Source organism: Nocardioides sp. 1609, from assembly GCF_004522105.1.
In the GTDB taxonomy this organism is placed as follows: domain Bacteria; phylum Actinomycetota; class Actinomycetes; order Propionibacteriales; family Nocardioidaceae; genus Nocardioides.
The window spans coordinates 57247-72615 of sequence record NZ_SPUJ01000009.1 but is presented as its reverse complement, the minus strand read 5'-3'; the positions used below and the strand labels follow the sequence as shown (position 1 = coordinate 72615).

Sequence of the window (15369 nt, the reverse complement as noted above, 5' to 3'; positions counted from 1 at the left end):
GCCTGCGGGTGATGGCGCGCGGCTCCCTCGACCACCCGCGTGCGGCGCTGGTCGCCACCACGGCCGGCGTGGTCAACGGCGGCACGATGGTGCTCGGCGCGGCGGCGGTGGGCTGGGCGACCGATCACCTCGTGGTGCCCGTGCTCTCGGGTCGCGACGTGCCGGCCTCGACCTGGTGGCGGAGCGCCGGCGTGATCCTGGCGGTCTCGGCGGTGCGGTGCACCACGATCTGGGTGCGCGGCGTGGCGACCGGTCGCGTGCAGCACCAGGCGCAGGCCGAGACCCGGCGCGCCGTCGTGCGTCGCTACCTGCACCTCGACCTCGGCTGGCACCGTCGGCACCCGCCTGGCCGGCTGCTGGCGCACGCGGTCTCCGACGTCGACGCCGTGTGGTCGCCGGTGCAGTGGCTCTACTTCGCGCTCGGCATGGTGTTCATGCTCGCCGGCGCGCTGGTGCAGCTCGCGCTCACCGCGCCGTCGCTGGCCACCGTCGGCTTGCTGCTCGTGGCCGCCGTGCTCGTCGTCAACGTCGCCTACCAGCGGCTCCTCACGCCCCGGGCCCGGGACGGCCAGGCCGCCCGCGGCGACGTCGCCCGCACCGCCCACGAGAGCATCGAGGGCGGTCCGGTCGTGCGCAGCCTCGGGCTGGCCGACGCCGAGGACGCGCGGTTCGCGCCCGGCGTCGAGCGGGTGCGCGAGGCCAACACCCGGATGGCGTCGGTCAGCGCCGTCTTCGACCCGCTCCTCGAGCTGCTGCCGACGGTGGCCGTGCTGGCGGTGCTCGGCCTCGGCTCCCGCGCGGTCACGGCCGGCACCATGACCCTCGGCGACCTGGTCGGCGTGAGCTACCTGCTGCTCACCGTGTCGATCCCGTTGAGTGTGCTGAGCCGGTTCCTCTCGATGCTGCCGCTCGCCGCCGCCGGGCACGAGCGCGTCGAGGCCGTGCTCGGGGCGCCCGTGGCGTCGTACGGCGACGACACCCGCACGGCTGCCGGCCCGGCCGCGCTCGAGGTGCGCGCCGCCGACGTCGTCCGGGGGTCGTCGATCCTGCTGAGCGGCATCGACCTGGCGGTGGCCCCGGGCAGCGTCTGCGCCGTCGTCGGATCCACGGGCTCGGGCAAGACCACCCTCGTCGACCTCGTCTGCGGGCAGGTCGGGGCCGACGCGGGCGAGGTGCTGCTCGACGGCTCGCCGCTGGCCGACCTCGACGCGGCGACCCGCGCGGCGAGCCTCGGGCTGGTCGGCCAGTCGCCGTTCCTGTTCAGCTCGAGCATCCGAGACAACCTGCTCCTCGACCGCACCTACACCGAGGCGCAGGTCTGGGCGGCGCTCGAGGTGGCCGACGCAGCCGACTTCGTCGCCGCGCTGCCGCTCGGCCTCGACTCGGTGGTGGGTGAGCGCGGAGCCACGCTGTCGGGCGGCCAGCGGCAACGGGTGTGCCTGGCCCGAGCGCTGCTGCGCGAGCCGCGGCTGCTCGTCCTCGACGACGCCACGTCGGCGCTCGACCCCCGCGTCGAGCTGCGGGTGCTGGCCCGGCTCCGGGCGCTGGTCGACGCCGGCGGCCCGACGGTCGTGCTGGTCGCGAGCCGACCTGCGTCGCTCGCGATCGCGGACACGGTGGCCTTCCTCGCCGACGGCCGGGTCGTCGACACCGGCACCCACGACGAGCTCCGCGAGCGCAACCCGGGGTACCGGCTGATCGTGGCGGCCTACGAGACCGCGTCCGGCGCAGGGAGGAGCGGCGATGACGACCACGCCCTCGCGGGTTGAGCTCCCGGGTCTCGTCGACCTCGGCCACGTGACGCCGCGCGGTCTGGTCGCGCTCGGCGTCCGGGTCACGCCTGTGCTGCGGACCGGCCTGGCCGTGACCCTCGTGCTCGCGCTCGCCGCCGGCGCCGGGCGGATCGTCGCGCCGCTCACCGTGCAGCGCGCGATCGACCAGGGGCTGGCGCCCTCGGCGGTCGAGCGCGCGCTGATGGTCGGCGCGCTGGCCGTGGTGCTGGCCGGCGTCTCGTCGTGGGCGCTCAACCGCCGCGTGCAGCGGCGCACGGAGATGGCGTTGGCGTCGCTGCGCCGCCAGGGCCTGGCCCGGGCGCACGAGATGTCGGCCACCACCGCTGACCAGGTGCGCAGCACCGATCTCGTCGCGCGGCTGACGAGCGACGTCGACACCATCACGACGTTCACCCAGAACGGCGGCGTGCAGATGATCACCAACCTCGCGCAGCTCGCGCTGGCCACGGTGGTGATGGCGGCGTCCTGCTGGCAGCTGACGGTGCCGGTGGTGGCGCTGGCGTGCGTGCTGCTGTTCTCGATGATGCGGCTGCAGCGGGTGGTGGCGCGGCGCTTCGCCGTCGTGCGCGCCGACGTCGCGGCGATGCAGGGTGTCGTCGCCGAGGCCGTGATCGGCGCACCGGTGATCCGGGTGACCGGCACGGCCGAGCGGATGCGCCGTCAGCTGGACGACGCCGTCGACCGCACCCGCGCCAGCCAGCTGCGCACGCTCGTGCCGCTGCACGGCAACACCGCGCTCGGCGAGGTCGCGATCTCGACGATGACGGTCATCGTGATCGTGCTCGGCGTCGCCTGGACGACGCACCAGGAGTGGGGCCCGGCCCCGTCGCTGAGCTCGGGACAGCTGGTGGCGATGGTGTTCCTGGTGACCTTCTTCGTGCGCCCGCTGCAGTTCCTGGTGCAGTCGCTCGGCGAGGCGCAGAACGCGCTCGTCGGCTGGCGCCGCACCCTCGAGCTGGTGACGACGCCGTCGGCCGTGGTCGCCGGCGACGCCGCCGGGCTCGCCGACGGACCGGTCGGGGTCGACCTCGACGGCGTCTCGGCGGCGTACGCCGGCGGGCCGGTCGTCGTGCACGACCTCACGCTGCGGGTCGAGCCGGGCCAGCACGTCGCGGTCGTGGGGGAGTCGGGCTCCGGCAAGAGCACCTTCGCCAAGCTGCTCACCCGACGCATCGAGCCGGTGACCGGGGAGATCCGCCTCGGCGGCCGGCCGCTGGCGACGATCGCCGACGCCGCGCTGGAGCGACGGGTGGTGATCGTGCCGCAGGACCCGTTCCTCTTCGACACCACGCTCGGCGACAACATCGCCGTCGGCCTGCCCGAGGTGGACGAGGACGACGTACGCCGCGTGCTCGCCGCGCTCGGCCTCGCCGACTGGCTGGCCGAGCTGCCCGACGGGCTCGCGACGCGCGTCGGCTCGCGCGGCGACCTGCTCTCGGTGGGTGAGCGGCAGCTGGTGGCCCTGGCCCGCACGGCCCTGGTCGACCCCGACCTGGTGATCCTCGACGAGGCCACGAGCGCGGTCGACCCGGCGACCGACGTCCGCGTGCAGGCCGCACTCGGCGTGCTGACCGAGGGCCGGACGACGGTCTCGATCGCACACCGGATGGCCACCGCCGAGCGCGCCGACATGGTGCTGGTCTTCGAGGCCGGCCGGGTGGTGCAGTCGGGTCACCACGACGACCTGGTGTCCGTTCCGGGCACCTACGCCGACCTGTTCGCGGCCTGGCGCTGAGGGAGGAGCGTGGTGGGCGGACCGGTGAGCCAGCCGATCCTGCACCACGTCACTCGACCAGCCTCGTCGTGCTCCATGGTGAGCCGGTCTGTCATCAGATCGAGAGTCAGGGCCTCATCGGGCCCGCCCGCGCGCACGCACCACCCCATCTCGTGGGTCCGACGACTCGTAGCCGAAGGCCAGCTGAGCTCAGCCGAAGAACGTCGACACCTCGGGAGCCGGCTTCTTGGTGAGCTTTGCCTTCAGGACCGTGCGCACGAGCTTGGGATCCACCAGCGCGCCGCTGGCGTCGACGACGTCGCCGTCGCGGAGCTTCCACTCGTGCTTGTCCAGCTTCGTCTGCAGCGCGCCCTCCCCATGCTCTGCGCGGAAGGCGGCGACGATCCAGGCGGTCTTCGCTCCCTGGTAGCCGAGCGCCGGCTTCGTGACACCTGTCGTATCCATCCCGCGGACGTAGTCGGAGGCCAGGACCGTCTTCTCGCCATGCCCGCCGAACGCGAAGTCGAGCGGGATGCCGTCCTTCTCGAGCCAGTGCAGGAACTGGACACAGTTCTCGCGCTTGGGCCGGTAGTGGCCGCTCTTCGCGGACATCTCCTTGATGACTCCGTTCTCCACGCGGATCTCGCCGGCCATCGCGACGTCCTCGCCGGCGAGCAGGCTGGAGTGGTGGTACTTGCCGATCTTGTGGTCGGCCACGTGCAGCTGGTTGTGGGAGCTGACTGCGAAGATCTGCCAACCGGGGCCGGAGAAGTGGGTGACACCGCCTGCGGTGTCGACCGCACCTTGCTTCTGGGCCTTCGGCCCGTGCACGAGCTTCCCGTTCTTGAATGCGACGTGGGTGTCGTCCTGGGCCTTGCCGCGGTCGTAGCCGACCGTGCGGTTCAAGAGGTCGCCCTGCGACGTGTCCAGGTCGCCCTCGGGCGTGACGGCGAACTCCTGCCGCGTCATTCTCTGCTGCTCTCGCACCTGCCGGGCGACCAGGACCTGGAGCGCCTCGTGCGGTGGGGCGCCGGCGATCAGGGCGGCGAGCGCTCCCTTCTCGATGAGTGCGACCGATCCGACCACCGTGGCCTGCAGCTTGAGCAGGTCCCCGGTCCGGCCGAGCTGGGTGTTGCCGAACAGCGCCTCGTCGTCCTGCCGCGCCTCCCAGTCGTCGCGGTCGGCCTCCATGTCGTCGAGGTCGGCCTCCGTGAGGTCGTCCTCGTCCTCGGACTCGGAGTCGAGATCGAGGCTCTCAGCAGGGTCCTCGCCCGCCGCGAGGTATTTCAGCTCGACAGGCCCGCTCGCGGCATCGGCTGCCTTGCGTGCCGCCGCTCGCGCGTCCCGCGCGGCCTGGCGGGCAGCGCGGGCGAGGCGACGCTGGTCGCGGTCGCTCGACTGGGCCCGCCAGAGCTCGGCGCCGCCCTCGATCTCGGCGAGACCTTCGGCGACCGCCGTCATGTTCGCCACGGCACGCGTCAGCACCTTGAGGTTGGCGAGCTCCTCGGCGATGGTTGCGCCGACGTGCACGCGGGCCATGCCCTCCTCGCTCTGGTAGGGCTGGCCGAGCCGGGCCATCGCGAACGGCTGGTGCGCGCGGGTCTCACCGGTCCCGGGGGTCTTCCCGACGACGCGGGGGGCCTGGGACGCGACCGGAGCGGCGCTCGTGGATGCCGGAGCAGGCCTCCGGCCGGCCTTGGCGCGAGCACCGAGGCGCGCCGGCGCGCCGGTCCGGGCGCTCGGTCGAGCAGGGGCCGCGCTCGACGGCGCGCCGGGTGCGAGCTCGGCGGCGAGGACGACCGGCCCCGCGGCGGGCGAGGGGCCGGGCGCCGACGTCGGCGCCGACCGCGGCGCGCGGCGGGGAAGGGAGCGCTTCGGCGTGTCGCCCACCGACTCGCTCCGACGCTGCGGGGTCTCGACGTCCCAGGCCGGGGCCGGGGCCGCCGTCGGAGCCGTGATGGCCGCTGGTGCGGAGGCAGGGGCGTGCGCCGCCGCTGTGGCCGACGTCGGCGCCGACCGCGGCGCGCGGCGGGGAAGGGAGCGCTTCGGCGTGTCGCCCACCGACTCGCTCCGACGCTGCGGGGTCTCGACGTCCCAGGCCGGGGCCGGGGCCGCCGTCGGAGCCGTGACCGCCGCCGGTGCGGCAGCAGGGGCGTGGCCTCCTGGTGCCGGGGCCACCGGTCCAGCCGGCGCTCCGGCTGCCTGCCGGTTGCGGCCGAGCAGCCCGTGGCCGAAGGCGCGCCCGGTCACCGGGGCTGCGGGGTGGAACCGCGGCGGCGGGGCTGCGGCGACCGGGCGGGGTGTCGCAGCCGGTGACGCCGCGGCCGGTGCGTGCCGCGTCTTCCGCTTGCCTCGTCCCACGGGGTCACCCTCCTCGGCCGACGGTCGACCCAGGGTAGGACGCGGGACGGGGATCCAGCGACCACGGCGGGAACTGGAGCCCGCAGGTCCAGACCAGTCCGCGAGACCCGGGCGGCCGAGGAAGCTCGTGGGGGGCTTGGCTCCGCGGTCGGTGGGCGGCCTCTGGACATCGGGCCCGATCCTGCTCAGCCCCGCCAGTCCGCCAGGTTCGGCAGGAACGACAGCGACGGCAGCGGGGCGACGGCGTCGTCGAGCACGAAGCCGTCGGCCTCGAACGCGCGACGGACCTCGTCAGTGACGTCGGGGTCGGCGAACCCGGGGGAGTCGAGCACCGCCCTCAACCCGGTCGGGCCGACGGCGTGCAGGACGGCGCCGAGCAGGGCGCGTCGCACCTGCGCAGTCGGGTGGACCAGCAGCGGCACCGCCTCGGCCGCCTCGGGCGCGGTGAGGAGGCCGAACGACGCCGCCGCGGCCCGGGTCGCCACCAGGCCGGTGTCGGCCTCGACGAGGTCGAGCAGGGCCGCCACGACGCCGGCGCGGCGCTCGCCCAGGTCGCCGACGTCCACCTCGTCCAGGCCGACGGCGGCCGCCAGCGCGGCGTAGGATCGCGGACCCTCGCGCAGTCCCGACTCCAGTGCCTCGCCGCGCCTGGCCGCGGGGAGCACCGAGGGATGCATCAGCAGGTTGGCCCGTGCCTGTGGCCCCTCGGCGCCGTCGACGGCGCGCGCCACCCGCTCGAGGTCGGCGGCAGACAGGTCGACGACGAGGTCGCGGGCGACCGCGGCCGCGTCGAGGTCCCCGGCCCGGAGGAACCGCTCGAGCGCGCTCACCTCCACCCGGCGAGGGCGGCGTACCTCTCCCCGCCCTCGCCATGGTCGGTCCGGGCCCGTCCCCGCCGTGCCTCTCGGCTGCCCGGTGTCGCCATGGCGGAGCTCGCTTCCTCGAGAGTCGCAGCGGTAGGTGCCGTCCCGCGCACGCTAGCGCCCGCGGACGGGGCGAGTGCCGTCCCCACGGATCAGGCCGACGCCGGTGGTCGTGCCGGTCCGGTCCCGACGTCGGCGTCCGGTGGAGGAGGGGCGACGGGGTCGATCCGACTGAGCTTCCGGTGCTCGCGCACCACCGCCGCCCACACGTGGCGCATGCCGATCGGGGCCTCGTCCCAGGCGGCGTCGTAGGTCGCGCCGAGGATCACGTTGCGGACGTCGCCGCCGGCGAGCTCGAGGGTGCGGGCGAGGTAGGCGACGTCGACCGGGTCGTCGGGGTCGAGCGCTCCCGCCATCGTGAGGTGGTGCTCCCACAGGCGGCGCCGGGTGGGCTCGTCGGGGTCGGGGAAGTGGACGATGAACTGCATGCGGCGGGAGAAGGCGGCGTCGAGGTTCCCGCGCAGGTTGGTGGCCATCACCGTGATGCCGTTGAAGTGCTCGATGCGCTGGAGCAGGTAGCTGATCTCCTGGTTGGCGTAGCGGTCGCGGGCGTCGTTGACCACCGAGCGGCTGCCGAAGAGGGCGTCGGCCTCGTCGAAGAACAGCACGACGTCGCGGCTCTCGGCCTCCGCGAAGACCTTCTCCAGGTTCTTCTCGGTCTCGCCGATGTACTTGTCGACGATCGAGGAGAGGTCGACCTGCATGAGCTCGAGATTGAGCTCGTCGGCCACCACGTTCGCGGCCAGCGTCTTGCCCGTACCGGGGTTGCCGGTGAGCAGCGCCGCGAGGCCGGTGCCCTTGCCGGCCTTGCCGTGCACCTGGGTGCGGGCGATGACGTCGTCGCGCCGGCTGGCCCAGCGCACGATCCGCTTGATCTCGCCGAGCGTGTGGTCGGGCAGCACCAGGTCGGCGAAGGTGGCGGGTACCCGGACGGGGCCGCGGCCGAGGTCGCCCTCGCCCCGGCTCGCGCCCACGCTCATGGCGCGTGCGGCCTCGCGCACCAGCCGGGTGCTCAGGGGCTCGCCCAGGCGGGCGGCCACCGTGCGGGCGTAGCCTGCCGTCGCTGCGATCTCCTCCGGCGTGAGCCGCAGCGTGGAGACCGGCGGGGAGTCGCTGTCCTCCAGCACCTCGGCGCCGAGGTGCTCGCGCCACAGCCGCTCGCGGTCCTTGCCGGTGGGGTGGGGCGCGGCGAGGCTGAGCGGGACCGAGGAGAGCGCGCGCGGGTGCCAGGCGCCGTGGGCGACGAGGACCACCGGTACCGGCGCGCCGTCGAGCGGCTCCAGCAGCCGCCGCCGGTCCCGGTCGGAGAGCAGCACCTCGCCGCCGGTCACCACCAGGGCGCCGCCAGTCAGTGCCGCCTCCAGGACGGCGCGGCGCAGCACCTCGACGACGTCCTCGATCGCGACGACGCGCACGTCGACGACCAGCGGGGTGAGGCCCACCTCCTCCAGACCCGCCGCCGCCGTGGCGATCCCCGCCGCACCGGGCCAGGAGTGCAGGTGGAGGAGCCGGGCGCCGCGCTGCACCGCGCGGGCCACCTCCCGTGAGGTGTCGGAACGGACCGGCACTGGTTGCACGCGCGCTCGCTCGACGTCGGGTTCGGGCCCGCCGGCGTGCTCGCCGAGCAGGTGTCGGCGTACGCGGTCGGGGACCCGCAGGAGGCGGTTCAGCCAGGCCTCGGGCGCCTCGGGGTGGGCGACCTCGATGAGGCCGGTGCGCCGCAGGGTGCTGCTCGGGGCGAGCCGCCGTCCGCCGGCGGCGGTGGCGGTGGGCAGACCGCAGAGCTCGAGGGCCAGGCCGGCAGTGACGAGACCGTGACCGGGCCGACCACCGAGGAGGTCGTAGGCGCCGGCGAAGGTGAGGTCGAGCTCACCTGCCGCCACGGTGACCAGGAGCCGGACCTCGTGGCCGTCGAGACCGAACCGGTCGGTGAGCAGGCTCGCCCGGTCGGGCTCCGCCCCGTCCTTCCACGGGTCCTCGAAGGTGGGCAGGCCGCCGTACTCCTCGCACAGGACCTCCACCACCGCGGCGAGGGACGCCGCCACGGCGGGGTCGAAGCCGGCGCCCCGGTGCTCCGCGGCACGGGCAACCTGGCCGGCGACCGCCGCGAGTCGCTCCCTCACCCTCGAGAGTATGGGGGCATCCGGCCGCACGCGCGGGGCAAGTGCCGATCAGATCACGGCGTCTGAGCGAGCGAAATGGTCCAGCGCCCCTCGGAGGGTCACCGGGACTGAGCGAACCTGCGGTGGCAGCACGTCGGCCCGGGAGCGACACTCTTCTGCCTCGCGAGCGACCAGTCCTGTCCCCGGTCCTCACGGAACATCGCTAGGAAGCCGCGATCAGGCCCAGACTGTGCTGTCCTGGGAGACCCCACGCAGATGGACGTCTATGACCAGCTCAAGTGTCACCGTCCCATTCACCTTCACCGATCGGGACGGCAGGCTCAGGGCCAAGAACCGGTTGGAGAGTCTTCGCAAGACCGGGCTGATCGATGCGAGACGCAGACTGGCCCTCGACTCCATCACGCGCCTCGCGGCCCAGACCACGGCAGCCACCACTGCCGCCGTCTCCCTCGTCACCTCGGACCGCCAGATCCATCCCAGCGTCTACGGTGCGGACGGCTCGGACTCCGATCTGCGCGACCGGCCGATCTCGCACTCGTTCTGCCAGTTCGTCGTCATCAACGATGCGCCCCTCGTCGTCGAGGACGCTCGGGTCCACCCGGTGTTGTCCCAGCACCCGGCGGTCCTGGAGGACGGCGTGGTGTCCTACGCGGGCCTCCCCCTCCACGACCCGGACGGAGAGGTCCTCGGCGCGCTCTGCGTGGTCGACGTCGTGCCACGCACGTGGACCGAGGACCAGCTGACGGGGCTCGGCGACCTGGTGACCGCCGTCGAGACCGAGATCGCCCTGGGTCTGAGCAGGCGAGAGACGCAGCTCGACCACCAGCGACTCCTGAGCGTTCTCGACGGTGCCGAGAACACCATGATCGTCCTCGCGAACGGCGAGGGGGTGGTGACGATGATGAACCGTGCGGCCGTGCTCGCGCTGGAGCACGACAGCGCGTCCATCGTCGGCTCATGGACGCTGGGAGACCTCGCACGGATCGCTCGACCCGACGTCTCTAGCGCCAGCGCCGGTGCCGACAGTGGCGCGGGCGGTGCAGCGGACTGGATCCTCGAGGCCACCGACGGCTCACATCGGGTCATCTCGGTCCAGGTCAGCGTCGTGCAGGACGTCAACGGAGGAGTCGAGGGGTACGTCGTCGTCGGCGACGACGTCAGTGCTCGCCGCCGGACCGAGCACCTGCTTCGCGAGACGGTCCGACAGCAGGAGATCGTCGTCCGGCACCTCGAGGCCCTCGACGTCGCCCGCAGTGGGTTCATCGCCACCGCGAGCCACGAGCTCCGCACCCCGGTGACCAGCATCCTCGGCTACACCGAGCTCCTTGCCGACGGCGCCGCCGGCGAGCTGTCCAGTTCCCAGAGCGCCATGGTCGACCGTGTGGACCGCAACAGTCGACGCCTCCTCCACCTCATCGAGGACCTGCTGAACCTGGCGCGCATCGACGCCACCGCCAGCGACCGCGTCCGAACCACCGTCGACGTCATGGCCCTGGTCGACCTGGCCTGGGAGGGCCTCCAGCCAGACCTGATCGGGCGCGATCTCGGGACGTCCATCGATGTCGCCGAAGGCCTCGTGGTCTCGGCGGACGCCTTGGAGCTGGAGCGAGCACTGCTCAACCTGCTGAGCAACGCCGTGAAGTTCACCCCCGACGGCGGATCCGTCGGGCTCGAGGTGCGTTCGCACGACGACAACGTCACGTTCCAAGTCACCGACACAGGCCTCGGCATCGCTGCGGACGAGCAGACTGCTGTCTTCGATCCCTTCTACCGAAGCCACACCGTGCACGCGCAGGCGATACCGGGCTCTGGCATCGGTCTCGCTCTGGTTCGGCGCATCGCCGAGGACCACGGAGGCACCGTCCAGCTCGAGTCCGAGCTCGGTCAGGGCACGACGGTGACCCTCACGATCCCCGGCTGAGGTGCGAGTGCCTGCCACGATCCGGAGGTGACCTGGGCCCCGGGGTCGGTGTGGACGATCACCCCAGGCTCGGACGACGGCACCCAGACAGCCAGATCAGCGACCTCGGACCCGCTCGTGCGGACCGGAGGCGCAGTCGCGGCTCTCAACGGTATCGGCGTACCTCGACCTGGGTGAGCCCGGCGACCGGGTGGACGCGTCCACGCAGGATGGGGTCGTAGGACCGGTCGTGCTGGAGGTAGCGGGCGAGGAAGGCCCGCACGTACGTAGCCGCAACGGTCCGCTCGGCGCGGGGGCCAAGGGTGCGTGACGTCTCGTCGGAGAATCCGTCCGTGCAGCGTCCGGGGTGGCCCGCCGGGTGGAGAGCGTCGTCCTCGCCGCCAGCACCGCCGCCGGCGGCCCACCGGGTGTTGAGGTTGTTGTGGTTGGCGCCGTGCACGGTGATACCGATGTTGACCGGGTTGCCCTGGCGGCGGGCGAGCCTGTTGTACTCGTCGCGACCGGTCGCGTCGCAGGTCCCGGACCAGGTCATCAGGGGAGTGTCAGTGACCTGGACGCGCCGGAAGTTCTTGTCCATGAAGGGCGGCCCGGCTGCCGCGAGGCCGAAGACGGCGCTGATCCGGACACCCTCGGGGACCTTGTCCCTGTTCTTCTCCGCCGCGGCCCACATCATCCCGCGTCCACCGCGGGAGTGCCCGACCAGTCCGACGTTGCGGAGGTCGGCTGCACCGTCGAGGTCCGGGTCGACGGCGGCGCCGGTACGGGCCGAGTGGAACGCGCCGACGAGCGGGCCCGTGCCGTGCTCGACCAGGTCGCGCCACATCGCGAGGTGACGGAAGACGACCTTGGCGCGAGCCCGGTCGGCAACATCGCCGAGCTCACCGGCGTTGACGCCGTTGGCGCCGACCGAGACCACCACCATGCCGCGCGCGGCGAGGGTGCGGCCGAGGTGGTCGTAGCCTCGGTCGCTGTCGATACCGGTGAAGGGTCCCTGGCACGGCCAGCCCATCTCGACCTTGTCGGCCTCCTCGTCGGCGCAGCTCCAGAAGAGGCCGTGGGCGATGACCACGAGCGGTAGTCGACGCCCGGCTGCGTCCGCTGGGGCGTAGACCCGGCCGGTCAGCTCGATGGGCGCCAGGTCCGGCGATGGCATCCCACGTGGGTCCATGGCGTGGAAACCGGCGACGGTCATGGCCCCGTCGCCCAGGTCGTAGTCGAAGACCCGAACGGCCGGGGGGACCGGGTTGTCGACGCTCGCACTGCCGGCAGGTAGCGGCAGCGCGGCCAGCAGTGCGGCGGCCAGGACCACGGCCACGGAGAGGCGGATCAGCGTTGTCATGCGTGTCATGGCGGCATCCTGGCGGGCGGATGTCAGCGACCTGTCAGCAAGCGATCAGGGACGTGTCGCGGTGACCGTCGTCGAACCTCAGGTGGTGGTCTCGCCGGAGCCAGGACCCGGTCCGACCGCACGTGTCGACGCGTCCGACAGCACTCTCACCGACGCTCGCTCCGAGCGAGCCGGACCAGGTGGCGACCGGTCCGGTCCGGTGGCACGGGCGGTCATAGCCGGGTATACGAAGAGGGAATGGGTGCGATCCGGCCAATGTGTTGCGTCAGTCACACGCGGTGGGCGAGAGTGACGAGCGCCACCTGAAACGATTCACTCGGTCGTACGACATGGGGTGGCCGCGCCGGCTGCGTGTCCACAGCCGATCAGTCCGACGCGGCGTCGTGGCGTCCCCACCCGAGCCCTCGTCGCTCGTCGGTGACGGACACGCCGGCGCCGTGCGGACACACCCACCCGGAGCAGAGGAGAAACCGTGCACCATCTCTCGCAAGGACACCCCGAGGGGCGCCGTCCGCGCAGGACGGTATCGATCGCCGTCGCCGCAACCGCGTCCCTCCTCGTGTGCGGCCTTGCCGCGCCCGCCCAGGCGGCTGAAGACCCGGCGGGGGTCGCCGACACAGCGCGGTTGCCGATGTCCGCGCAGTGGCGGGACTACGTGCTGGGCGACGGGGAGGCGGTGCAGTCCGCGGAGAAGGTGGTGAACACCTCCGGATCGGTCACCAACGCGCGCGCACTCGTCGACGGAACGGGCTCGGCGACCCTGACGACGGTCGATGCCGCCGACCCGGCGACCGTCCTGCTGGACTGGGGCATCCTCCACAGCGGCCGGTTCACGATCACCGCCGACTCGGTGACTCCCGCGGACGGCGCGACAGACGTCGCCCTGAAGGTCAGCACCAGCGAGACCCGGTTCGGCCTCTACCGACCCACCACGCTGGCCACGCAGGCCGGCGAGGGCGACACGGTCATCAAGGTGGCCTCCACCGCGGGACTCCGAGTCGGCCAGCGGATCTACGTCGGCGACCTGACCGCCGTCGTCACCTCGGTCGGCACCGCGGGAGCGACCGGGTCCGGGGTCGGCATCGACACCCCCGTCGACGGCACCCTCTACGCCCGGACCCCGGTCACCGCCGGGTCGGCCGACCAGATCGTCGGCGACAGCGGCGGATTCGGTCTCACCTCGACCCAGACCGTCCCCGTCTCGGCCGCAGGCGACGTGACCCCCACCAACCTGTACGGCGGGTTCCGCTTCCAGGCCGTCCAGCTGACGACCCCGGGGACCATCACGATCTCCTCCAACCGGCTGACGAACGCCGCCTACGCCGCAGACGCCGACGACTACGCCGGCCACTTCCTCTCCAGCGACGACACCCTCAACCGCGCCTGGTACTCCGGCGCCTACACCAACGCCATGACGATGGCCTCGGCCGAGGTGACCGGCAAGAGCATGGACGTGATGTTCGACGGCGCCAAGCGCGACCGCGGCGTCTGGTCCGGTGACATCGTCATCCAGGGACCCGTCGCGCACCAGGCGTTCGGGCCCGAGGCGAGCTCCTACTACCAGGGCTCGATCCAGGACCTCTTCGCCAACCAGCGCCCCGACGGCCGGCTGGCCGGGACCACCTGGCTGCCGTTCCTCATGTACTACTCCGACAGCTACTCCAACTACACCGCGCTGTCGGCGATCGACTACCTGCGCTACACCGGCGACGAGGAGTTCGCGGCGAGCCTGAAGGGTCAGATCGAGGCCGCCATCGCCTACCAGGCGACCAAGATCAACGAGCGCGGCCTGGTCGACGTCGTCTCCGAGCCCGACTACTGGCAGACGCCCCTCTCCGGCGAGGTCAGCGAGTACAACATGGTCTACCTCGAGCTCCTGCAGCGCGCGAGCTGGTTCGAGGACCAGCTCGGCGACAGTGCCAAGGCTGCGGCCTACGCCGACGACGCCACGGCGCTGAAGCAGGCCATGCTCGACCACCTCTGGAACGACGAGCTCGGCGCCTTCCCGCTGAGCCTCGACATCCCGACGAACGCCGCCACGATCGCGACCGACGCCAACGCCAACGCCCTCCGACTCGGAGTGGTGCCGGACGGTCGCTCCGCGGCGCTGCTGAAGACGCTGGAGGGCGCGGAGACCCCCTACGGGATCGAGATGACCCAGATCGCCGGCGGCTCCAGCCGAGCCGACGGCAACGGCCACGAGGTCGAGCCCCTCACCAACTACTGGACGGTCCAGGGACGACTCGCCGCCGGCGCCGAGAAGGACGGGCTCGACCTCGCCCGTACCTACTGGGGCCAGCAGGTCGACCCGACCGGCCCGTACTACACCGGCACCACCTGGGAGTTCCTCGACCGCAACGGCGTCGTGCTCCGCCCGGCCGACAGCATGGCCCACGGCTGGGGCGCTGGCATCACCAACGTCCTCACCGAGGACGTCCTCGGTGTGGCTCCCGTCGACCCCGGCTACGCCTCCTGGGAGGTCGCCCCGCAACCGGGCGACCTGACGTGGGCACAGGGCAGCGTCCCCACCGCCGACGGCGACACCATCGACGTCGTGTGGCAGCGCGCCGCCTCGACCTTCGACCTCGACCTCGCAGCACCGGCGTCGACGTCCGGCACGGTCCGCATCCCGCTGCCGTCGGCCACCGCCTCGGTCGCCGTCAACGGCGTCACCGTGTGGGCCCACCAGGAGTTCACGCCGACCACCGGCATCACCGCGGCATCGGTGGTCGACGGGGACCTCGTCGTCACCGTCTCGCGCGGGGGCACCTACGAGTTCACCGCAGCACCGGCCGTCACGCCCCCGACGACCAAGCTCCCCTCGAGAGCGACCCTGAAGCTGCGCAAGGCCACCGTCGACCGCGGAACCCGTGCGGTCGCCATCGCCAAGGTCGCGGTGCGCGGTCTGGCCAACCCCCGAGGGGTCTTCCTGGTCAAGGAGGGCTCGAAGGTCAGGGCCCGCGTCAGCCTCGCCGCCGGCGGCAAGCGACGCGTCGTACGTCTCCCCAAGCTCGCCCCGGGACGGCACCGCCTCCGGCTGGTCTTCAAGGACAGCGCGCAGGTCGAGGCGAGCAGGTCCGAGGTCGTCGTGCTCACCGTCCGCCGCTGATCCTCGCGCGAGACCCGGTTGCGGTCGGACCCGTCCGACCGCAACCGGCTCGAGGGGTCATGGGTCCGCTCGACGTT

The 15369-nt window shown here is 72.8% G+C and carries 8 protein-coding genes; 4 read left to right on the top strand and 4 right to left on the bottom strand.

The annotated features are described in order from the left end of the window. The first annotated feature begins 11 nt into the window (after positions 1-11). Both E4623_RS21080 and E4623_RS21075 read left to right on the top strand, forming a co-directional pair. Positions 12-1769, top strand: a complete 1758-nt coding sequence (locus E4623_RS21080; protein ID WP_134768553.1) for an ABC transporter ATP-binding protein — start codon at positions 12-14, stop codon at positions 1767-1769. Beyond that, a complete protein-coding gene (locus E4623_RS21075; RefSeq protein ID WP_134768552.1) occupies positions 1744-3528 on the top strand; it encodes an ABC transporter ATP-binding protein in 1785 nt (594 codons plus the stop codon). The genes E4623_RS21080 and E4623_RS21075 overlap by 26 nt, the downstream gene beginning before the upstream one ends. Positions 3529-3717: 189 nt before the next feature. Here the strand turns inward: E4623_RS21075 and E4623_RS21070 are convergent, their stop codons facing one another. The 3 genes from E4623_RS21070 to E4623_RS21055 form a co-directional block, all read right to left on the bottom strand. Continuing rightward, positions 3718-5085 carry a hypothetical protein gene (locus E4623_RS21070; RefSeq protein ID WP_134768551.1) on the bottom strand — a complete coding sequence of 456 codons (1368 nt, stop codon included), beginning with the start codon at positions 5083-5085 and terminating at the stop codon, positions 3718-3720. 968 nt (positions 5086-6053) lie between these two features. After that, the gene (locus E4623_RS21060) at positions 6054-6704 is read right to left on the bottom strand and encodes a hypothetical protein (RefSeq protein ID WP_134768549.1); all 651 of its coding nucleotides are present in this window, start codon (positions 6702-6704) and stop codon (positions 6054-6056) included. Positions 6705-6883: 179 nt separating this feature from the next. Further along, complete coding sequence (locus tag E4623_RS21055; protein ID WP_134768548.1) at positions 6884-8914, bottom strand: ATP-binding protein; 2031 nt, start codon at positions 8912-8914, stop codon at positions 6884-6886. Positions 8915-8924: 10 nt separating this feature from the next. Between E4623_RS21055 and E4623_RS21050 the strand changes: the two genes are divergently transcribed. Next, a complete protein-coding gene (locus E4623_RS21050; protein ID WP_134768547.1) occupies positions 8925-10835 on the top strand; it encodes a GAF domain-containing sensor histidine kinase in 1911 nt (636 codons plus the stop codon). A 145-nt stretch (positions 10836-10980) separates the two neighbouring features. Here E4623_RS21050 and E4623_RS21045 read toward each other — a convergent pair whose 3' ends face one another. Then, entirely contained in the window at positions 10981-12183 is a 1203-nt protein-coding gene (locus E4623_RS21045; protein ID WP_134768546.1) for a hypothetical protein, read from the bottom strand. A 631-nt stretch (positions 12184-12814) separates the two neighbouring features. Here E4623_RS21045 and E4623_RS21040 point away from each other — a divergent pair. Next, positions 12815-15292, top strand: a complete 2478-nt coding sequence (locus E4623_RS21040) for an alpha-L-rhamnosidase C-terminal domain-containing protein (protein ID WP_134768545.1) — start codon at positions 12815-12817, stop codon at positions 15290-15292. Positions 15293-15369: the final 77 nt, after the last annotated feature.

What these genes read in the sequence shown, in the direction of transcription:
- E4623_RS21080 (WP_134768553.1), top strand. Translation starts at nt 12, where the DNA reads ATGGCGCGCGGCTCCCTCGACCACCCGCGTGCGGCGCTGGTCGCCACC.
- E4623_RS21075 (WP_134768552.1), top strand. Translation starts at nt 1,744, where the DNA reads ATGACGACCACGCCCTCGCGGGTTGAGCTCCCGGGTCTCGTCGACCTC.
- E4623_RS21070 (WP_134768551.1), bottom strand. Translation starts at nt 5,085, where the DNA reads ATGGCCCGGCTCGGCCAGCCCTACCAGAGCGAGGAGGGCATGGCCCGC.
- E4623_RS21050 (WP_134768547.1), top strand. Translation starts at nt 8,925, where the DNA reads ATGGGGGCATCCGGCCGCACGCGCGGGGCAAGTGCCGATCAGATCACG.
- E4623_RS21045 (WP_134768546.1), bottom strand. Translation starts at nt 12,183, where the DNA reads ATGACACGCATGACAACGCTGATCCGCCTCTCCGTGGCCGTGGTCCTG.
- E4623_RS21040 (WP_134768545.1), top strand. Translation starts at nt 12,815, where the DNA reads ATGTCCGCGCAGTGGCGGGACTACGTGCTGGGCGACGGGGAGGCGGTG.